The sequence below is a fragment of the Mesobacillus subterraneus genome, from assembly GCF_000934845.1.
Lineage (GTDB): Bacteria > Bacillota > Bacilli > Bacillales > Cytobacillaceae > Mesobacillus > Mesobacillus stamsii.
In genome coordinates this window covers 1-21,878 of record NZ_JXIQ01000184.1, presented here as the reverse complement: position 1 = coordinate 21,878, position 21,878 = coordinate 1, and the positions used below count along the sequence as shown (strand labels likewise).

At 38.7% G+C, this 21,878-nt stretch carries 17 protein-coding genes and 1 pseudogene; 15 read left to right on the top strand and 3 right to left on the bottom strand.

The window, feature by feature from the left end; all coding sequences use genetic code 11:
* Window positions 1–22 precede the first annotated feature (22 nt).
* Window positions 23–760 carry an amino acid ABC transporter permease gene (locus UB32_RS17075; protein WP_044396020.1) on the top strand — a complete coding sequence of 246 codons (738 nt, stop codon included), beginning with the start codon at window positions 23–25 and terminating at the stop codon, window positions 758–760.
* 16 nt (window positions 761–776) lie between these two features.
* On the top strand, window positions 777–1,520 hold the full coding sequence (locus tag UB32_RS17070) for an amino acid ABC transporter ATP-binding protein (RefSeq protein WP_044396017.1): 744 nt from the start codon (window positions 777–779) through the stop codon (window positions 1,518–1,520).
* Window positions 1,521–1,614: 94 nt separating this feature from the next.
* Here UB32_RS17070 and UB32_RS20245 read toward each other — a convergent pair whose 3' ends face one another.
* Entirely contained in the window at window positions 1,615–1,827 is a 213-nt protein-coding gene (locus UB32_RS20245; RefSeq protein WP_044396015.1) for a hypothetical protein, read from the bottom strand.
* Window positions 1,828–1,982: 155 nt separating this feature from the next.
* Between UB32_RS20245 and UB32_RS17060 the strand changes: the two genes are divergently transcribed.
* The 4 genes from UB32_RS17060 to UB32_RS17045 all read left to right on the top strand — a co-directional run bounded on the left by UB32_RS17060 (window position 1,983) and on the right by UB32_RS17045 (window position 6,592).
* Window positions 1,983–3,065 (top strand): CotH kinase family protein, encoded by a 1,083-nt coding sequence (locus UB32_RS17060; RefSeq protein ID WP_044396013.1) that lies wholly within the window; start codon window positions 1,983–1,985, stop codon window positions 3,063–3,065.
* 118 nt (window positions 3,066–3,183) lie between these two features.
* On the top strand, window positions 3,184–4,461 hold the full coding sequence (locus UB32_RS17055; RefSeq protein ID WP_044396009.1) for a UDP-glucose dehydrogenase family protein: 1,278 nt from the start codon (window positions 3,184–3,186) through the stop codon (window positions 4,459–4,461).
* A complete protein-coding gene (locus UB32_RS17050) occupies window positions 4,461–5,417 on the top strand; it encodes an NAD-dependent epimerase/dehydratase family protein (RefSeq protein WP_044396007.1) in 957 nt (318 codons plus the stop codon). Before UB32_RS17055 ends, UB32_RS17050 begins: the two co-directional genes overlap by 1 nt.
* Window positions 5,414–6,592: a glycosyltransferase family 4 protein gene (locus UB32_RS17045; protein ID WP_044396005.1), complete on the top strand. Its 1,179-nt coding sequence runs from the start codon at window positions 5,414–5,416 to the stop codon at window positions 6,590–6,592. Before UB32_RS17050 ends, UB32_RS17045 begins: the two co-directional genes overlap by 4 nt.
* Window positions 6,593–6,647: 55 nt before the next feature.
* Here the strand turns inward: UB32_RS17045 and UB32_RS17040 are convergent, their stop codons facing one another.
* Window positions 6,648–8,036, bottom strand: a complete 1,389-nt coding sequence (locus UB32_RS17040; RefSeq protein ID WP_044396003.1) for a glycosyltransferase family 4 protein — start codon at window positions 8,034–8,036, stop codon at window positions 6,648–6,650.
* Window positions 8,024–9,130 (bottom strand): CotS family spore coat protein, encoded by a 1,107-nt coding sequence (locus UB32_RS17035; protein ID WP_044396001.1) that lies wholly within the window; start codon window positions 9,128–9,130, stop codon window positions 8,024–8,026. Before UB32_RS17035 ends, UB32_RS17040 begins: the two co-directional genes overlap by 13 nt.
* Before the next feature lie 205 nt (window positions 9,131–9,335).
* Between UB32_RS17035 and UB32_RS17030 the strand changes: the two genes are divergently transcribed.
* The 9 genes and pseudogenes from UB32_RS17030 to UB32_RS16995 form a co-directional block, all read left to right on the top strand.
* Window positions 9,336–10,556, top strand: coding sequence for an ROK family protein (locus tag UB32_RS17030; RefSeq protein ID WP_044395998.1), 1,221 nt, complete (start codon window positions 9,336–9,338; stop codon window positions 10,554–10,556).
* A gap of 9 nt (window positions 10,557–10,565) precedes the next feature.
* Entirely contained in the window at window positions 10,566–11,441 is an 876-nt protein-coding gene (locus UB32_RS17025) for a carbohydrate ABC transporter permease (RefSeq protein WP_044395996.1), read from the top strand.
* 8 nt (window positions 11,442–11,449) lie between these two features.
* Window positions 11,450–12,325 carry a carbohydrate ABC transporter permease gene (locus UB32_RS17020; protein WP_044396070.1) on the top strand — a complete coding sequence of 292 codons (876 nt, stop codon included), beginning with the start codon at window positions 11,450–11,452 and terminating at the stop codon, window positions 12,323–12,325.
* A 15-nt stretch (window positions 12,326–12,340) separates the two neighbouring features.
* Window positions 12,341–13,618, top strand: a complete 1,278-nt coding sequence (locus tag UB32_RS17015; RefSeq protein ID WP_044395994.1) for an ABC transporter substrate-binding protein — start codon at window positions 12,341–12,343, stop codon at window positions 13,616–13,618.
* 66 nt (window positions 13,619–13,684) lie between these two features.
* Window positions 13,685–17,089, top strand: a complete 3,405-nt coding sequence (locus UB32_RS17010) for a TIM-barrel domain-containing protein (RefSeq protein WP_052807094.1) — start codon at window positions 13,685–13,687, stop codon at window positions 17,087–17,089.
* Between the two features lie 18 nt (window positions 17,090–17,107).
* Window positions 17,108–19,441 (top strand): glycoside hydrolase family 31 protein, encoded by a 2,334-nt coding sequence (locus tag UB32_RS17005; protein ID WP_241768538.1) that lies wholly within the window; start codon window positions 17,108–17,110, stop codon window positions 19,439–19,441.
* Window positions 19,420–21,132 carry a glycoside hydrolase family 13 protein gene (locus UB32_RS17000; RefSeq protein ID WP_044395989.1) on the top strand — a complete coding sequence of 571 codons (1,713 nt, stop codon included), beginning with the start codon at window positions 19,420–19,422 and terminating at the stop codon, window positions 21,130–21,132. The genes UB32_RS17005 and UB32_RS17000 overlap by 22 nt, the downstream gene beginning before the upstream one ends.
* Before the next feature lie 88 nt (window positions 21,133–21,220).
* The gene (locus UB32_RS20905) at window positions 21,221–21,325 is read left to right on the top strand and encodes an Arm DNA-binding domain-containing protein (protein WP_431305984.1); all 105 of its coding nucleotides are present in this window, start codon (window positions 21,221–21,223) and stop codon (window positions 21,323–21,325) included.
* A gap of 124 nt (window positions 21,326–21,449) precedes the next feature.
* Window positions 21,450–21,748: pseudogene (locus UB32_RS16995) on the top strand (undecaprenyl-diphosphate phosphatase); the annotation flags it as partial.
* Between the last annotated feature and the right edge of the window lie 130 nt (window positions 21,749–21,878).

The window sequence follows — 21,878 nt, the reverse complement described above, 5'->3', positions numbered from 1 at the left end:
TTATGGTGAAAGGAGAAGGAAAATGAGTTTAGAGTGGATCGTTAAGATCGTTTCAGAAAACTGGCAAATGTTCCTTCGCGGAGCCGGAGTTACCCTTTATATTTCCCTGATCGGTACAGTTGTGGGGGCTATTATTGGTTTAATCGCTGGAGTAATCCGTACAATCCCCGCTCCGGAGCACGGAGTGAAAAAATGGTTTCTCCTTTTCGTGAACTTTTTACTGTCGGTATATATTGAGTTTTTTCGGGGTACTCCGATGATTGTTCAGGCTATGGTCATATATTATGGGTCTGCGTTAGCATTCGGTGTGAATATAGAGGTAATGGCTGCCGCTCTTATTGTTGTTTCCATTAATACAGGGGCTTACATGGCAGAAATTGTCCGCGGTGGAATAGTATCTGTTGATAAAGGACAGTTTGAAGCTGCGCAGGCAATTGGTATGAATCATCTTCAAACGATGATGAATGTTGTCCTTCCGCAGGTGGTTCGCAATATCCTGCCGGCAACTGGCAACCAGTTCGTAATTAATATTAAAGACACTTCCGTTCTAAATGTAATCTCCGTTTCAGAATTGTATTTCTTAACAAAATCAGTCGCAGGTAACAACTTCAGATATTTCGAATCATTTTTTGTTGCATGTGTGATCTATTTTGTCATGACCTTCGCTGTTACGCGAATTTTACTTTACTTTGAAAGAAGACTAGAAGGACCAGATAACTATACAATGGTTCGTGGCGAAGAAATGCAACCAGCGAAGTAATGAAGGAGGAGAGAGTGTGGAAACAGTAATTGATATTCAGCATCTTAACAAGTCCTTTGGCACTCATGAAGTTCTCAAAGACATCAGCTTCTCAGTCAATAAAGGAGAAGTCATGACGATCATTGGCTCCTCGGGATCTGGAAAATCAACTCTTCTTCGCTGCATTAATCTATTGGAAAAACCAAGCGGTGGAGAAATTATCTATAACGGAGAGAATATTCTGGATGATAAGCATGATATTCCAACCTATCGCAGACATTTAGGAATGGTATTCCAGCAATTTAATTTATTTACGAATCACAATGTCTTGAAAAATTGTACAGTTGGCCAAATCAAAGTATTAGGCCGTTCAAAGGAAGAAGCCGAAAAGGTAGCAATGAAATACTTGAAGATTGTTGGCATGGATCAGTATATTAATGCCAAGCCAAAGCAGCTATCCGGCGGCCAAAAACAACGGGTAGCAATTGCCAGGGCCCTATCTATGGAACCGGACGTCCTGCTGTTTGACGAACCAACTTCGGCACTGGACCCAGAAATGGTTGGCGAAGTCCTTAAAGTAATGAAGGAACTTGCGATGTCCGGCCTTACGATGCTGATTGTAACGCATGAGATGGAATTCGCGAAGGAAGTATCAGATCGTGTCGTTTTTATGGACAAAGGGATTATTGCAGAGGAAGGAAGTCCCGAACAAATCTTCAATAATCCGCAGCAAGATAGAACGAGAGAATTCTTGAAACGTACTTTTAAAGTGGTCTATTAAATGTAAAATAGCGATTAACTTAAGTGAAACAGGAAACCCGTTAAAGGTTTCCTGTTTTTGTTCTATTGAAGATTATCTACCCCTAAAAATTGCTTTATAAAGCAGAACCAGAACCAGATCCGGAACCTGAACCGGATCCAGAACCAGAACCAGATCCGGAGCTAGAACAAGAACCAGAACCTGAGCCAGAACCAGCTTCAGCTTCAACTTCAGGATTTTTAGTCGATCCTGGGTTTCTCATCAGGAACCGATCAAGACCTGAATCTCTTGCTCCTCTAAGAAGCCATGACATTTCTTCTTTTCCCATAAAAGTAAATACCACCTTTTCAATAAATGTCCTTAATAGTTAAGGTAGTGTATTTTATGTGGTTCTTTATTTATTGGTACTAAACTTACATGGAATTCATTATCATGTACGCCCTTTTTTTCATAGGATAAAAGCAAGGGAGGCTATGATTTCAGATGCATGATGAGATACCTAAACTGAATATTATTATGGATCGTGAGCACCTGACATTTTTAGAAAGGAATATTTGGCATGAAGAGCCTATTTCTTGCCAATTAGTTGCCGATAACCTTTCTCATGATGCAGGTATTACTTATCGTGGAAATCACACACGGAAGTTCCAGAAAAAATCTTATAAAATTGATTTTGGGATATATAATGAAGAATTTGAAGCTCGTGAAATGCATCTTAACGCAGAATTTTGTGATCCATCTTTCATACGCAATAAGTTATCTTTTGATTTTTTCAAGATGATTGGGAGCATTTCCCCTGACTGCAACCATGTTTTAATCGAGATGAATGGAGAGCCTGCTGGAATCTACTTACAGCTTGAATCTGTTGATGATGTATTTCTGCAAAAGAGACATCTGCCATATGGCCCTATTTATTATGCATCAAATCGACAAAGTAATTTTTCATTATTAACCACAAAAGGAGAGCCAAAAGAATCACTAACCTCAGGGTATGTTCGAAAATTAGGAAAGGAAGAGGATGACTTAGATTTAGAAAGGCTGATAATAAAAATCAACTCCATCCCGAGAAATGATTTTGGCGAAGAAATTGGGGAATACCTGGATGTAAAAAAATATTTGACTTGGCTTTGTGGGGCAGTTTGTACACAGAACTATGATGGATTCATTCAAAATTATGCACTTTATCGACATGGTCAAACTGGATTGTACGAAAACATCCCTTGGGATTACGATGCAACATTCGGTAGAAATTGGAATGGGAAAGCAATGAAATACAATCAAGTTCCTATAGAAGGATTTAATACGCTAACTGCAAGGATTCTTGATGTGAAGGAATTCCGTATTCAATACCGACTTCTGCTCGAAGAAATAGTAGAGGAGTATTTCACAGTCAAAAAAATAGAACCAATGATTACAAATCTTTATAACAAGTTACGACCTCATATAGCATTCGATCCATACAAAATGACTGATATTGAATTATTTGAGAGAGAACCAGAATTCATTTTGCAGTTTATCTTAAACCGCAATCATTATCTTAGGGACCATCTTGATGAACTAATATGAAGGGTGAAGATGGAGGTTCCCCACACTTTTTCTGCTTTCATCCTTATTCAACCTTCACGTTTCGTACTAATGTAAATAAGATAGTAAGAAATGAATGTAGGGCAAGAGGATGATAAGGATGAAAATTTGTGTCATTGGTACAGGATATGTGGGATTAACTACAGGTACCGTTTTATCGGACTTGGGTCACGATGTTTACTGTGTTGATAACGACAGAACAAAAATAGAGAAGTTAAACGAGGGGAAAGTTCCCATTTACGAACCAGGTTTATCGGCACTAATCGATCGAAATAAAAAGAGAGGTAGGTTGCATTTCCTATCTGATATTCATTATGGGATTAAAGAATGTCCAATCATTTATATCACTGTAGGCACTCCTACTAATGAAGACGGAAGCCAAAACCTGACTGCGATTAACGATGTCATTGATTCAATCGGACAGTCGATTCACTCTCATAAAACAATTATCACGAAAAGTACTGTAATACCAGGAACAAATGAATGGATCCATCAAACCTTAATGGAAAAAGGAATCGACTCCAATATGTTTGATATTGTATCGAATCCAGAGTTTCTAAGAGAAGGAAATGCTTTGGCTGATATGTTGAATCCTGACAAAATCGTCGTCGGGGTAAAGAGGCAAAAGCCGATTGAAACAATAAAAAAATTGTATGCGAAAATACATGCGCCTTATATTATTACTTCTTTAACGGGAGCTGAAATGATTAAATATGCCTCGAACGCTTTTTTAGCAACAAAGATATCATTTATGAACGAAATGGCCCGTATTTGTGATGCCTATGATGTGGAAATTTCCCATATTGCAAGTGCATTAGGAAGAGATAAAAGAATTGGTCCTTATTTCCTCCATGCAGGGTTAGGATACGGTGGATCTTGTTTTCCAAAAGATGTCCGTGCTTTAGAATATGCCGCGAAACAAAAGGACATTATTCCCGAAATAGTAATGGCGGTTCAAAATGTAAACGATTCTCAAATTAATTTGTACCTTGAAAAATTAACGAATAAATTGACGAACCTCAACGGGAAGAAGATTTCTGTTTGGGGGTTAGCTTTTAAGCCTGAAACAGATGATACTCGGGAATCAAGATCATTGCTATTGATCAAAAAATTACTCGAAAAAGGGGCTGAGATTCACGCATTTGATCCTATTGTCCAGTTATCCGATCCTGCGATTACTGTATACGAAGATATGTATGAAGCGGTCAAAGAGTCAGACGCCTTAATCATCGCTACCGAGTGGAGCCAGTTTAAAAGCGTAGATTGGAAGAAGGTAAAGGACTTCATGAAGGGAAATATTTTAGTGGATGGACGGAATATTATTGACCGAAATCACGTAGCCGGTTATCAATTTCATTATATTGGGGTGGCCAGATAATGAGGATTATCGTTACAGGAGCAGCTGGATTCATTGGATCCCATTTATGTGAGAGGCTATTAAAGGATGAGCAGAATATGGTGATCGGCATCGACGGTTTTATCGACCCTGCTCTAAAACAAGTAAAACGAAGAAATCTTAAAAATTTGCTGCATCATCCTCGTTTTACGTTTCTTGATAAAAATTTATTGGAAATTGACTGGGGAAAAGTAATGTCGAAAGATGATGTGATTTGTCATTTGGCCGGAATGCCAGGAGTGCGCTCTAGCTGGGGTAATAATTTTCCATTGTATGCAGAATCTAATATTCTCGTCACCCAACGGCTGTTGGAAGCTTGTAAGGATGTTTCTATAAAGAAGCTAGTCTATGCTTCTACTTCTTCCGTCTATGGAGAAAAGAGTGGGATGGTTTCGGAAAATAGTTTTCTTTCTCCTCTTTCGCCTTATGGAGTAACAAAGCTAACGGGAGAATACTTATGTAATGTCTACAGTGAAAACGACGGCATTCCAATCACGATCCTTCGGTATTTTACTGTTTATGGACCTAGACAGCGGCCAGATATGGCTTTTCATCGGTTCATTGAATACATGTTAAAGAGTAAGCCCATCCCTATATACGGTGATGGCAAACAAACGCGTGATTTTACGTATATTGGGGATTGTGTGGAAGGAACGGTTGCTGCTATTTATGGGGACCATGTCATCGGTGAAACAATTAATATAGGAGGAAAAGAACGAAAATCCATTTTAGAAGTGATCAAGGTATTAGAAGAGCTGACTGGCAAAAAAGTGGCCATGGACTTTATTGGGAAAACTCGAGGGGAACCGCGACATACTTGGGCTGATATCACAAAAGCAGAGAAGCTTCTGCATTACCAGCCAAAAGTATCTTTAAAAGAAGGATTAATTAATGAAGTAAAGGATATACAAGCACTCTATAAGGAGGTGGGGGAATGAGGCTCGCTTTTATTTGCACAGAAAAGCTTCCTTCACCTGCTGTAAAGGGTGGAGCTATCCAAATGATGATCGATGGTGTCACCCCGTATCTCAAGGATAACTATGAATTAACGATTATTTCAGTCTCTGATCCATCCCTCCCTGATAATGAAACACGTAACGGTGTGCAATACATCCGTGTACCTCCCCAGCACTACGAAAGGAATATTGCTAAAATACTTGCTGAAAAGAAGTTTCCCATTATTCATGTTTTTAATCGGCCATTAACCATCCCTCTTTATAAAAAAGCCACTCCAACAAGCCGATTCGTTTTAGGACTTCATAACGAAATGCTTTCCGAAAAAAAAGTAACCTTGGAACAAGGAAAAGAAATTATAAGCTTGGTAGATAGGATTGTTACCGTAAGCGAGTATGTAAAACGAACAGTTTTGGAGCGTTTTCCTGAAGCGGAATCCAAAGTGAAAGTAGTCTACTCTGGAGTGAATTTAATGGAATATCCTCCTGTTTGGTCTTCGAAAGGCAAGGAGATCAGAACGGAATATCGAAAAAAATATAATATCGAGGATAAGAAGGTCATTTTATTTGTTGGGAGGCTAACCAAAAATAAAGGCCCTCATCTTCTCATAGCGGCATTTAAAGCTATCGCCAAAAAATATCCTGATGCGGTTCTTGTAATTGCTGGGGGGAAATGGTTTAGCGATGATGGGATCAATCATTATATTCGCTACTTAAAGAAATTAGCAGAACCATTAGGCAACAAAATTATTTTCACAAAGTTTATCGCAGCAAGTGAAATCCCAAACATTTTTTTGATGAGTGATATTTTCGTCTGCTCCTCACAGTGGCAAGAACCATTAGCGAGAGTTCACTATGAAGCATTTGCAGCAGGAATACCTGTCATCACTACAAATAGGGGAGGAAATGCAGAGGTGGTTTCCCATAAAAAAACAGGCTATTTAATTGACAAGTACGATCAAGTTAGCGAATTTGCAAAGGGAATCCATTTTTATTTGATGAATCCCGATAGTGTGGAAATAATTACAAAGGAAGCAAGAAAATTAGTCGAATCAAATTTTCAATTCAAGCAGACGGCAAGCCGATTGATCCATGTTTACTCTGACTTGTTACCTAATAACGAAAAAGGATTTAGGCAGCAGCTATTCCGTTTTTTCTAATCAGAGTGTCCATACAGAGAAAACCACCCGTCTCAACGGGTGGTTTTCATTTAGGTTAAAATGAAATTTTGTTTGCCTTTATAGCTGCTTTTTCACTGCTATACCATGGTTTTGATGGTAGTTTTTTTCGAACTGGCTTTTTCTTAACTTGTGAAACTTTATCAGCAATCCGTGGTATCGATGGCTCGTTCTCAGTGGACTCTTCCCCTAATAAATACCTTACCAACTCACTCAGCGATGAATATTCATCTTCCACTTTAACTATCGATTGATTTCCTATTTCGAGGTGATTCTTGATTTTATGCTCGATCTCACTCCAAACTTGTGATATATCATTGATGACTCGATCCCAGTGATGATTTTTTTCTGCAATCCGTCTTCCGTATTGTCCCATCTCTTTACATAGAGCAGGATTTGAAAGTAATTTTGATAAATGGTTTGCAAATTCTTGAGGATCTTCTGGGTTTTGGACAATCAGTCCGTTTTTGCCAACCTCTATGACTTCAGAGTTTCCTCCCCGGTTAGTAGTAACAATCGGCAATCCTGCTGCCATAGCCTCATAATGAACTCGTGCCAACGGTTCCTCCCATTGAGAAGGGCAAACAAATATATCTGAAGCGATGAACCAGTTTTGAATTTGATCAGGCTGAACAAAGCCAGTTGTTATGACTGGAATGGTTAGGCGGTCCGCGATAGCTTTCATATAAGCAATGTAATCACTCATACCGTTATCACTAAAACCTTTGCCTCCCATAAGAACCAACGCCACATTTGGGTGCCTTTTAACCAAGAGCTCCATAGCCCTCAGAAGTATATCTGCCCCTTTGTTTGCAGAAAGCCTCCCAGCAAATAAAATAACCTTTTTTGATTCTAACTTGTGTTCTCGTCGCATGGAAGCCCTTATTTTCTTGCCTTTATCAGAATAAACAGGAACAAATCGATCCAAGTCCACACCAGAATAAATTGTTTTTATTTTAGGTTTAGCATCAGGATAAAGGTCTGTTATTTCTTTTCCTATATAATTGCTGATGGTTATGATCTTATCTAATTGATCGATTGCTTTCTGAGCTTCTTCAGGATCTATTTTTTCTCTCTTAAACATATCATTGTGCATACTTAAAACGAGTCGTGAACGAGGTGCCACTTCCCGTATTGGTAAAACAAGGCGAGGACGATTGAAAATATGAATCAAGTCAAACTTATTGTTTTTAAGAAAATTCACTACGCCTTCTTGGTATGTTTCTAGTAATCCTCCTGTAACTCTTATATATTTAATCCCGTCCTTTATTTCCTTATCAGGTAATGTTTCATCATCCCGTCCAATTATGGTGATCGAATGGTTTTTTCTTAAAACTGGCAAAGTTCCATGGATATATGTTTGAATTGCTCCTCCTTTTACCGGCGGAACTGGAAGTTTTTCCGTACTAACTATTAAGACTTCCATTTCCGTTTTCCCCCTCTCCATTCTTTACGCACTTGTTCAATTACCGGCCATTTTGTTTGATCCATTTCAATAATCCTTTGAACAACAGAATCAAATTCGCTGTTTAAAGACAGGACAGGATCAATCAATATCTCCTTTACGTTTTTATAATATAAATTAGGCAGCGACAAATCGATTAATAAAATTTCAAGTAAGTCGTCAGAAATCGGATTTGCTTCATTGTATGCATCAAGCATTCCTACAACCCAATTAATATCCCATCTTCCTAAATCATCCATGCTGCCGCCAATGAGTTTGCGTAAATCCCGAATGGACAAGTCATATGCCACCCCATCCAAGTCGATAATCCACATCCCACCTGGGCCCATTTGTCCATTTGACCATCCGTAATCCTGGTGAACTAATCCCCATTCTTTATTTCCTTTGGCAACTAGGGATTGATAATTTGATTTCTCGAGCATGGTCCATGCTTTTCTAGCTTGCTCATCAAACATATCCGCCGAATTTAAAATGGTTTTGCTGGCTGGCAGCTCGGAATATAAATTGGCAACATGTTTAAACCAGTTGATTTTTTTACTAATTTTTTTATAAGCTTTAGGCCAACGATATAACCGGGAAGAAGTTTCTGCCCCTCTAGGAGGAACATAGCCTTTGGAAAGCTCGTTGAACTCTCCAATCGCATGACTCAGTAACTTCGCTCCTTCCAGGTCGGCAGATACTGGAGTAAGCGGTTCAATCCAATCGGCGACAAACCAGATTTTCCCTCCCATTTCCACCGTGTTTGCACCTGTCTTTGTCTTTACAATTACCGGAATTCTTGCCTTTTTTACATTTACTAAATACTCTTGAGCTCCTATGCTGAATAAACTCCTAGTAGGCCTTCGGTGGAGTATTTTTAAACTTTTAGGCCCCTTGGTGGTATTGATTTTCCATATTAGCCCGCCCTTATCCGCCTTTGTCGTAATAACTTCCATATTATTTACTTTAAAATCGTATTTATTGATGACTTGTTGAGCCATTTCTTCTATATATGGCGGAACATATAAATCGCCTAAGCTGCCATCTAAATCCCATGGTGCAATAAGTTGTTCCAACTAGTCATTCCCCTTCCTGGTTCTTTAATTTATGTAGTATATTCCATTGGAGAAAAATTGGGTGGACTTATATCCATGGACGGAAATAATTATTTTAATGACTTTAAAAGATGAGTTAAATTGTCGAAAAATATCGAAAAAACTTACTTGCTTTATTGAAGAAAGTAAGTTAATCTTTAGTTAATAAATTTTGGAGTTGGAGTAAATGAATGGACTTAGAAAAGGAAGTAAGGATCTAATCAAGGAAATGAACCGTTTCATAGTAATTAACTTAATAAGGAAATCAGGCAGAATCAGTAGGTCTGATGTTTCTAAAATCACGAAGATGAGTTTATCGACAATTACTTATATTGTTGATGGGCTAATGTCTGTTGATTTGGTAAGGGAAGTTGGTGTTGCTACATCAACTGGAGGTAGAAGGCCAGTACTCCTGGAGTTTAATGCGGATTACGGGTATACAGTTGGAGTAAAGATCGAGGAAAAAAGAGTATTATTTGCTTTAACGAATTTAAATGCCGACATTTTGAATTTAGTAGAAAAGAAATTTAACAGATTTGATAATATCCAGGATGTTGTAGCGATGATTGCTGGTGAAATTAAGGAACTTTTACAAAATGCTGATAAGCCAATGGAGCAACTAATGGGTATAGGAATCGCTGCTTCTGGATTAATTAACCGCCAAGAAGGGACGATTGTTAGATCATCAATGCTTGGTTGGGAAAACGTACCTTTATGTCAATTGTTAAGCGAGCAGTTGAACAATATTCCAGTATTCATTGATAAAAATGTCAACGCTTACACAATGGCTGAATTATGGTACGGAGAAGGAAAAGACCTGTCAAACTTCCTGTGTATCTCTGTTGGTGCCGGATTGGGTATGTCCCTCGTGGTCAATAAGAAAATTTATTACGGAGAATCCGGGGGAGCTGGTGAGTTCGGCCATACTGTAATGAAGATTGGCGGATATCCTTGTCATTGCGGACAAAAGGGTTGTCTTGAAATGTATGCGTCTGAGTTCTATCTATTAAACCGTGGCAGTGAAATCAAAGAAAGCTATCCAGAAACAATTATTGAAGACTTTTCATTTGAAGAAGTTTCCAAGGGGGCGGAAAATGGGGATGCTCTCGCAATCGAGCTGATGAAATCATTTGGTGAGAATCTTGGGTATGGAATACTAAATGCAATTAACGCACTTAATCCCCATACAATTTTGCTTATTGGAGAAGGGATGAAATACAAACACTTATTCCTGGATACCGCTGTAGATATTGCAAGGAAGAACTTTTTCTCTGCAGCAAAGATCCAAACAGAAATCAGGCCAACAGAACTAGGAGATGATTCATGGCTAAAAGGGGCAGCCTTACTTGCAATCACTCATTTGTTCCAGGCTCCAATCTATGAAGAATCTAAATCTATATTAAATTGAGGTGAGAACATGGTTGGAATGACAAAGAAAAAGACAGCCTTTTGGGTAGCTGTGTTCCTTTTGCCCAATTTAATCGGTTTCTTTACTTTTATCGTTTTCCCACTTTTGTCATCATTAGCCATCAGCTTTACGAACTGGGACCTAATATCCACTATGGAATTTGTGGGTATTGATAATTACAAACAGTTAATGGTGGACAAAGAATTTTGGGCAGCGTTCACCCACACGGTAACTTTTATTGTTGGATATTTACCCTTAGTGATGATTTTCGGATTAGCATGTGCTTTGCTGCTTAATCGAAAAGTAAAATTAAGAACATTCTTCAGAGCAGCATATTTTTTACCAGTAGTGACTTCCTGGGTTGCCGTATCTCTGGTCTGGAAATGGCTGTTTAACCCGAGTTACGGATTAATAAATTATTTCTTATCATTTGTTGGTATTGAGGGGCTGAATTGGCTCCAAGATGAAAGTTTAGCTATGCCAGCTATCATCATCACAAGTGTCTGGAAAGACATTGGATTTGTTATGGTACTCTTCTTGGGCGGCTTGCAAAATATTTCAACCTCCTACTACGAAGCAGCAGATATTGATGGGGCAAATTCCTGGAAGAAATTCTGGAATATCACACTTCCGCTTTTGACACCTACGACATTTTTTGTAACCATCATTTCTTTGATTAACTCATTCCAGGTTTTTGACCAGGTCATGATCATGACTGAAGGAGGCCCTGGCGGAGCTACAAATGTTCTAGTTCAAAACATATACAATCATGCTTTCCGGTATTTCGAAATGGGCTACGCTTCTGCAATGTCATGGATTTTATTCATCGTCATATTTGTGATTACTTTAATCCAGATGAAACTACAGAAAAGGTGGGCGGATTGAACATGGGAATGAATACGGTTACAAAGCATTCAACTGTCCTTCAAAAAGATTATCAACTTACAAGCTTTAGGATATTTAAAAAAGGTTTACTGTACATCGTTTTGATCTTAGGTGCAATAGCGATGCTGCTGCCTTTTTTATGGATGATCTCTACTTCATTAAAGAATCAGGGGGCCACAATGGTCTTTCCGCCACAGTTTTTCCCTGATCATGCAACTTTCCAAAATTATAAGGATGTGACTGGAGCATTCCCTATGCTTCACTTTTTGGGGAATTCACTGTTAGTAGCGATTCTGACAACTTTTGGCCAGCTGTTATTAAGTTCTATGGCAGCATATGCGTTTGCTAGGATGCAATTTTGGGGCAGGGATAAACTCTTCCTTTTTTACCTGGCAACAATGATGGTTCCAGCGCAGGTCACCATGATACCACAGTTTATTTTAATGAAAAACTTTGGCTGGCTTGATACGTATCAGGCATTGATCGTTCCTGGATTGTTTGGTGTTTTTGGAACTTTTCTGTTACGTCAGGCATTCTTGTCGATTCCGAAAGAACTTGAAGAGGCTGCATTCATGGATGGTGCCAACCATTTTTCAATATTCTGGCGAGTAATCATGCCATTATCTAAACCAACACTCGCGACGTTAGGCATTTTTTCATTCATGCAATCTTGGAACAATTACTTATGGCCACTTATTGTAATTAATGATAAAAGTTTTGCTACCTTGCCTCTAGGATTATCTCTTCTGCAAGGGAGGTGGGAAACGAATTGGAACATGATGATGGCAGGCGTAGTCATTAGTGTTTTGCCAATACTTGCAGTCTATTTATTTGCGCAGAAGTACTTTATTCAAGGAATGACAATGAGTGGAATGAAAGAATAATAAGGGGGAATTGAGATGACACAGAAAAAGCTTGTTTCGGCTATCGTACTACTATTTATGCTTACTTTTACTGTATTGGCAGGATGTTCTGATTCGGAAAAAAGCTCTGGAGATAACAAACAAGATGAAACGGTAACAATCAATTACTTTACCTTTTCACCAGGTACTGACCATGAAAAAGACCTACAGGATATGATCAGTGCATTTGAAAAGCAAAATCCAAATGTAAAAGTAGATTATGAGATTGCTGCTTATGATGATTATTTCACAAAGCTGCAAACCATGATTGCAGGAGGAAAAGCACCGGATGCATTCGAACTTAACTATGAAAACTTCGTTAGTTATGCTTCAAAGGGAGCGTTAGCGGACTTGTCTAAATACATTGAAGAAGATAAAGACTTTGATCCATCTAAATTAAATCAAGAAGCATATAAAGCTTATCAATACGAAGGAAAACAATATGGAATGGTGGAAAGCTTCTCAAACGTTGTTACTTTCTACAATAAAGACTTGTTTGATAAAGCGGAAGTTGATTATCCAACTGCTGAATGGACATGGGAAGATGAATTGGCAGCAGCTCAGAAAATCACGAACAAGGATGAAAAGGTTTGGGGAACTTATGCACCGATTCAGTTCCATGAATTTTATAAGGTGATTGCTCAAAATGGCGGATCTGTCTTCAATGAAGACAAATCAAAAGTAACCATCGATAGCCCTGAAAATGCAGAAGCTCTTCAATATATGGTTGATAAGGTAAACAAATATAAAGTTACTCCTTCCGTAGGAGATTTATCTGGCCAGTCACCAGAAGATTTGTTTAAGAACGGTCAAATCGGGATCCTGCACACTGGAATCTGGATGCTATCCGCTTTTAAAGATGCACCATTCAAATGGGATATTGCACTTGAAGCAGGTAATACTCAAAAGGCACACCACTTCTTCGCAAATGGATTAGCAGTTTCAAAGGACTCAGATGCTCAAAATGCTGCTTATAAATTTGCACGCTTCATGAGCGCTAGTGACGAAGCCGCAGAAATTCGAATTGCAAGTTCATGGGAACTTCCAGCAATCACGAATGAAGAAATCTTAAAGCCTTATCTGGAACAAACTCCTCCAGAAAGCAGGGAAGTTATTTTTGAAGCACTGGATACGCTTGTTTTACCTCCAGTAATTGAAGATTGGAGTAAAATGAGTGACCTGATCACAAAGGAACTAGAAAATGTGGTGAATGGTAAAAAAAGCCCTGAAGAAGCATTGAAAGTAATGCAGGGAGAATTAGAGAAGTTGAAGTAATCAAATCTGGAGAAGGATATTGGGGCATCCTCCTATCCTTCTCTTCTAACATAAGGGGAGAGACACATGGATTCAAAAGAAATGTACAGCAAGCTGCTTAAAGCTCATGTATACCAGTTAAATAATGATTATCCATCCTCGGAAAGAATTCTTCTTAATCATAAACCTCAACTTGATAAGGACAGTTTACACCTTATTGCTACCTGGCTATGGAATGTGCAAAACTATTTAAAAGAGACAAATAGTGAGAACTTGAAAGAAGTTAATGTTCAACCTTACTTAACGTTTCTCCAGGATAACTGGAAAAAACCTTTTGAACGTATCTGGGGAGACGGCAAAAAAGATATTCATATTTCGAACATAGCAATGGTATATGCGGCATTGATTCAATCTAAAAATAATCTCCAGCAATATGAACTCCAAAAAACAATCACAGAAATCAGGGATTTTGTCTTTGACTCTCTACTTTCTGGGGGTATGTTGCTCAATGCCGTGAATGAACGGCAAATTTCATTGGATATGCTTACTGCAGTTATGCCATATGGATTATTTTCTCCTGAGGACTTAATTGTGGTAGAAGCAGTTGGCCAAATCGAAAGGAAGTTAGTGAATAATACAGGGGCACTAAAAACGATTGAAGGTAAGAAAGAATCTTCTTCAGCAACTGCGCTTTTGTCATTATATTTTCTAGAAAAAGGCAACTATGAAAAAGCGAATACCTATTTAAATTTGGCACAAAGCTTGATTGGAAAAGAGTCGACAGAGGAATCCGAGCTTGGAAAAGTGATTATTGAAATGATAGAACACTATAAGGTTGATTCAATAGAAGAGTACAAAATAGTACATACGCCCTTTGGCAATCATAACATTTACGAACCGCAACTTACAGAACGAAGTCCACATTATCCGACCACCGAAGAGCCAATAACAGTAGCATGCCAAGTATGGCCTGAAGGAGAAGTAGATACGGTTTTATTAACTCTAGAGTCAGCAAGCGGTGATATCGTAAAGACAAATGAGTTAACCAGGAAATATGTTGATGATAAAAAAGTGTACATATGGACTGGAACTATAGAGGCTCTGACCAAGCAGGAGGAATTCAGTTATCATTTCTCTGCTTATAAAGGCGAGGGCCTTAAGGTGCAATCAGAGCGATTTCCAATCACACCTCTAAAACGTCGGGTACTAAATGAATTCCGCTTATTTGAAAAGGCTGAGAGTGAAGTAGTCTTGTTAGCGAAAGAGGAGGATGGTTTTTCGTTACAGATCAATTTGGGCTTCAATGAAGACCATTTTTATATCAATATTGGTTCTAATATTAATCAAGAATCCCTTCAGGAAGAATGTGAAGCTCTTATCCTTAGATCCATGAACCAAGAATTTACTGTTGACCTGCAGTTAGATCCATTTTTTATTTGCATAAAAGATGCCAACAAAACACTTTTAAAGTCACATGATTTCCTTTCTTTTATTGAATGTACGACTGATGAAAAAAAGTTTATCAGAGACTTAAAGCTAAATTTGCATACACCGTTGAACGAAAGCTTTTATGGATTCGGTGAGAGATATAACGCTGTTGAACAGCGCGGGAATGTCCTAGATTGCTATGTTTATAATCAGTATCGAGACCAAGGTACAAGGACTTATATGCCTGTTCCTTTTTACATCAGTTCACTGGGATATGGCTTGGTGGTTAATACCAACAGGTACACCCATTTTGACATCGCTCACTCATTGAAGGATGCCATGTCTATAAAAATAAGGATGTCAGAACAAGAACAAAGCACCTCGATTGCCGCATTCTTAGGAAAACCAAAAGAAGTGATTGAATCCTACACTTTGAAAACTGGCAAACCAGTATTACCACCTGTTTGGGCGTTTGGACCCTGGATGTCGAGCAATAACTGGGACAGGGACAGTTTAACCCGTTCAGAAGTTGAGAAAACAAACGCATATCAGATACCAGCGACTGTTCTAGTCCTCGAACAGTGGAGTGATGAAGCCACTTATTACATGTTCAATGATGCCCAATATGAGGTGAAGGGTAATGGAGAAAGTCATACTTACAACGAAATGGAGTTTCCTGAATGGGGACGATGGCCGGATCCGAAGGGATTATTTGAATACCTGCATGATAATGGGTTGAAAGTGTTGCTATGGCAAATTCCGATAAAAAAATACTTGAACAGGCAAACACATCCGCAAAAAGATGCGGATGAAAAATATATGCTGGAAAATGGATATGTTGTCAAAAAGGAAGACGAATCTCCATATAGGATGCCTGAAGGCTGGTTTAAGGAAAGTCTGTTGATGGACTTTTCCAATCAAGAAGCCAAAGAATGGTGGTTTAAAAAACGGAAGTATTTACTTGAAATTGGAGTGGATGGCTTCAAAACAGATGGTGGGGAGTTCGTGTTCGGAGACGAATTACTGTTTGCTGATGGGAAAACCGGCGACGAAATGCGTAATTTGTATCCAAATGATTATATAGAGGCGTACTACCAATTCGCTAATGACTTTAAATGTGGAAATGCAATGACCTTTAGTCGAGCCGGATATATGGGAGCTCAAAACTTCCCAGCACATTGGGCAGGGGATGAAAGATCGACTTTTGACGCTTTTAAGCGGTCTTTGGCCGCAGGTATCACTTCCGGAATGTCAGGAATTCCATTTTGGGGCTGGGACTTAGCGGGATTCAATGGTGATATTCCAACTGCCGAATTGTATGTCCGATCTGCGGCTATGGCGGCCTTTTGTCCAATTATGCAGTATCACGCTGAAAGCAAAGGCGAGTTTAATCAGGATCGCACTCCATGGAATATTGCGGAGAGGACCAATCAAAAAATTGCAATTGAGGGATATAGATTTTATGCCAATGTCCGAATGAACTTGCTCCCTTACATTTGGAACGAAGCAAGAAAAACTAGTGAAACAGGTATTCCATTAATGCGCTCCTTATTTATGGAGAACCCCGAAGATCAACGAGGTGAAGGAGTATTCGACCAATATTACTTTGGATCTTCTTTATTGGTTGCTCCTGTAACAGAAGAAGGTGCAACTTCAAGAAAAGTTTATTTCCCTGAAGGAACTTGGTTTGATTTCTGGAGCGGAAAAAGAATTATCGGTCCTGCCTATGAATTGATTGATTCACCACTTGACCATATTCCTGTTTACGTTAAAGAAGGGGCTGTAATTTTAACAAATGTGGATCAAACGCTTCAGTTAGGTTCTTGGGTTTCCAATGATATTACTAGTTATGTCAGACCTTTATTAAGGATTTATTTAAAGGATGGATTATCCGAAAGAATCAATGACCACCTGAATAATCAATGGGGTGTTGACGTCATAGAAGAATCGGATAGGTGGAAGATTTCAGTAAGTGGACCAACAGAAGAATTTGATGTTTATCTTCCTGATGAAGCTAACTCAGAAGGGAAAACTGTTTTTATAAACGGAAAGAAAAAAGCTTGAGTACATGGAGGTATGAATGTGTTAGATACAACTAGTTTTGCTATCCTTCCAACCCAGGAAAAAATCGAAAGCGAACCTAAATTACATGTTGGTTCAGTCAAGTCCTTCTCGTGGAAAGATTATATGCTAACAGGCACTAATGAGCATGGTGAGTTTTTGATTTATTTTGTAGAAAAAAAGATTCCTAGGATCTTAATAAATCCATTTGGAAAAGTAGAGTCGGCATCGAGTATTGCTGTGTCACTTAAGCAAGTGCCTCATGAGGCATTGTTTGAGGAAACGAATGACCAATTAATGATCACCTGTGATTCGGTAAAAGTTGAGGTAACCAAAGATCCTTTCACAATAAAGATATCAAATAACCAAAGAACAATCTTCCAATCGGGTAATCCGTCAGCTTTTTATAAAAACAGTGGAGAAGTCTTTTTTGATGCACTGATGGAGACTGATGATGTCTTTTATGGATTTGGGGAAAAAACTGGCTTCCTCAATAAGAGAGGTTCGAAACTGTCAATGTGGAATACGGACGTTTATGCACCGCACAATAAGGACACGGTTGAGTTGTATCAATCCATCCCATATTTTGCTGTTCATAACAAGCAGAGATCTTATGGACTTTTCTTTGATAATACATTTAAAACAGAATTTGATACCCAGACCTACTCAAATAAATTCAGGATGAGTGCCAATGGTGGCCAAAGCGACTTCTACCTTTTTATTGGTGGGGATTTAAAGGAAATCACCACCCTTTACACCGAGTTGACAGGAAAGATGAGTCTGCCTCCCAAATGGGCGATTGGATATCACCAGTCCCGCTATAGCTATCGATCAGAAGAAGAGGTCCTGGCAGTCGCTAATCGTTTCAAAGAAGAAGGAATCCCATTGGATTGTATATTTTTCGACATCCATTATATGAGGGATTATCGAGTATTTACCTTTGATAAGGATCATTTTCCGCAACCTGATAACCTGATCTCTACATTATTAAATAACGGGATCAAGGTTGTGCCAATTGTAGATCCAGGAGTGAAAAAGGATGTTCAGTATCCTGTGTACGCAGAAGGGGTAAAGAAGGGCTTATTTTGTAAGTATCTTGATGGGCAGATTTATCATGGGGATGTCTGGCCTGGAACGAGTGCTTTTCCTGACTTCATGAATTCTGATGCTAGGAAATGGTGGGGAAGTTTGCATAAATTTTATACCGATCTCGGCATTGAAGGAATTTGGAATGATATGAACGAACCGTCTGTCTTCAATGAAAGTAAGACCATGGATCTCGATGTGATGCATGATGTGGATGGAGAACTGAAACCGCATTTGGAGATGCACAACACCTACGGACTCTACATGAGCAAAGCAACTGTCGAAGGACTTTCGGAGATACTTCCCGATAAACGTCCTTTCGTTTTGACCCGTGCTGGTTATGCTGGTATTCAAAGATATGCCACCGTCTGGACGGGAGATAACCGAAGCCACTGGGAGCATCTTGAAATGTCACTGCCGATGATCATGAATCTTGGCATGTCAGGGGTTGCTTTTACTGGAGCAGATGTTGGCGGTTTCTCTTCTGACTGTACACCCGAATTGTTGATTAGGTGGACACAGGTCGGAACTTTCATGCCTTATTTCAGAAATCATAGTGTACAGGACAGTATTCGACAGGAGCCATGGGTTTTTGGTGAAGAAACAACTGAAATAGTAAAAAAATACATCAAGCTGAGATATAAGTGGCTCCCTTATCTCTATTCCCTTTTCCATGAGTCATCCCAAACGGGAGTCCCAATCGTTCGTCCTCTTGTGATGGAATATCCAGAGGATGAAACTACATTTAATATCAGTGATCAGTTCCTCTTGGGAAGCAATGTCATGATCGCGCCTATTTTACGACCAGGCATGACCCATCGGTCCATCTATCTTCCTGGGGGAGTTTGGTATGATTACTGGACGAAAGAATCCTATCAAGGTGGAAAGTATGTCCTAATAGAAGCAGCGTTAGATAAGCTCCCAATCTTTATAAAAGAGGGAACCATTCTTCCTATTGGATCAGATGTTCAAAATACAACTGAAAATCAAATCCTTGAGATGGAAGTTTATGCTGGTGATAAAGGGAAGTTCAGTTTGTATGAAGATGATGGAAGTTCCCTTGGCTATAAAGATGGTCATTATTCCATCACAGATTTCCAAACTGAAATGAATGACGGTTATTTGGGTGTTAATGTAAATATAAGCGGAGATAAGCAATGGAAAAGCCAAGTAAAAGGGATGAAGGTTTATGGCTACTCGGGAGACGTTAGGATTGAGAATTTATCTGAAGTAAGGGAGCCGGAGAAATGGAAAGTCGAGATACTGTAGTGGAAAAGGTAAAGAATGACCAACAATGGTGGAAAAAAAGTATTGTATATCAAATCTATCCTAGAAGTTTTTATGATTCCAATGGGGATGGTATTGGGGATTTGCAGGGGATTATCCAAAAGTTAGATTACTTAAAGGAGCTTGGCGTGGATGTGATCTGGCTAAGTCCTATCTATGACTCTCCAAATGACGATAACGGTTATGACATAAGGGATTATTACCAAATCATGAAGGAATTTGGAACGATGGAGGATTTGGATCATCTTCTTGATGCTGCTCATCAGCGAGGATTGAAAATCATCATGGATTTAGTAGTGAATCATACTTCTGACGAACACTCCTGGTTTGTAGAATCGAAGAAAGGCCTGGATAATCCGTATCGAGACTATTATGTTTGGAAGCCAGGAAGAAACGGAAAAGAGCCGAACAATTGGGGATCGATTTTTAGTGGGCCGGCCTGGAATTATGACGAAAACACAAATGAATATTATCTGCATCTTTTTTCAAAAAAACAGCCTGATTTGAACTGGGAAAATCCAGCTCTAAGGAATGAAATTTACACCATGATGAAATTTTGGCTTGATAAAGGCATAGACGGTTTTCGTATGGACGTCATTAACTTTATTTCTAAGGTCCCTAGTCTTCCAGATGGGGAGGTTAAAGAAGGTGCTATATATGGGGATGGAGGTCCATACTTCGTAAATGGACCAAAGATTCATAAATACTTGAGAGAGATGAATGAAAAAGTTCTATCTCAATACGATATTTTGACTGTTGGGGAGATGCCGGGAGCGAGTACCGCAGATGCGGTCATGTACACAAAGCCTCAAAATAAGGAAATTAACATGATTTTCACCTTTGAACACATGGGTTTAGATAGTGGTCCTACTGAAAAATGGGATCTCAAACCTTTGAATCTGGTTCATTTAAAGAAGAATCTGACAAAATGGCAGACTGAATTACATGGCACAGGTTGGAATAGCTTGTATTGGAATAACCACGATCAGCCAAGGGTTGTTTCCCGGTTTGGTGATGACCAAGAGTACCGAGTGGAATCTGCCAAAATGTTTGCGACTTGCCTTCACATGATGCAGGGGACACCTTATATTTATCAGGGTGAAGAGATCGGGATGACAAATGTGGAGTTTGAATCGATCGAACAATATCAAGACGTCGAGACATTAAATATGTTCAGAGAAAAACATTCTCTTGGAGTTCCGACGGAAGATATCATGAAATCAATTTATGTAAAAGGAAGGGACAACGCCAGGACTCCTATGCAGTGGAGCGAACAAGTTCATAGCGGGTTCACGAAAGGAACCCCATGGATTGAAGTAAATCCACGCTATAAAGAAATTAATGCAGAAGCAGCCTTAGAAGATAAAGAATCTATTTTTTATCATTATAAACATTTAATCGCTCTTAGAAAGAAATTAGATGTCATCACAACCGGTGACTTCAATCTATTATTTGAGGATCATCCAAAGATTTTTGCATATGAGCGAAGAAGTGAGAATGAAAAGGTTGTTGTGTTGTGTAACTTTAGTAGAGACGAAATTGTAATTGATAATAACGAAATATTGTCAGTAATCACTACCGGTAAATTAATTGTTCACAATTATAAAGAGGTTAAAGCTGAATCCTCTATCACTTTAAGGGCCTTCGAAACGCTTGTATACTATGTGAAATGATAATTGTTTATCTATGAAGCCACCATACTATGGCGGCTTCAAAAAAACATAGATAAAAAGCTTTATGAGAAGGGGGGGATAATTTTTTATAAACATACTCAATTACTTAGTACGAGGAGGTTTTAAAACAAAAAAAGTAGCCAGGGAATTTCTAAATAAGGTACTTAGTGAACTTAACGAAGGTAAGTATTAATGCCAAACTAAATAGCTAAATGGTGATTGCGTTGATCCAGGAAGGATTAACGCTTATTTATGAATTAACGCTCATTATCAAACGTCTTATGTTGATTTTATTGTATTTCTGCTAACTTTATTAATCAGGTGCAACCATCGTATCTTCTATGGGCCTCGGAACTAAACGTGAGACAGCACTTAAGTTTTCCTTTTTTCTCTATATACCTGTTAGTGTAGAGGGATGATATTGTCGCTTTCCGATTTAATTCACGATCCAAGAATGGGAGAGCTCTTTCTTCCCTATACACTAGCCTTTATTGCATCTTTAGTTGCTTCCTATTTTTCATTAAAGTGGTTCATTAATGTTATGCAAAAGGGAAAACTCGGTTACTTTTCAATTTATTGTTTTGTCGTTGGAATTGCAGTCATTATTTTAGGATAAATAAATTCTTATATTTCTACTCCGCCTAAATGGTGGAGTTTTTTTATGGTCAATAATGAAAAATTTTTCATTAAAATTTTAATTTGTATTTTTTTAACCTTCGGGAGATGTTAATGACGTTTTATAATGT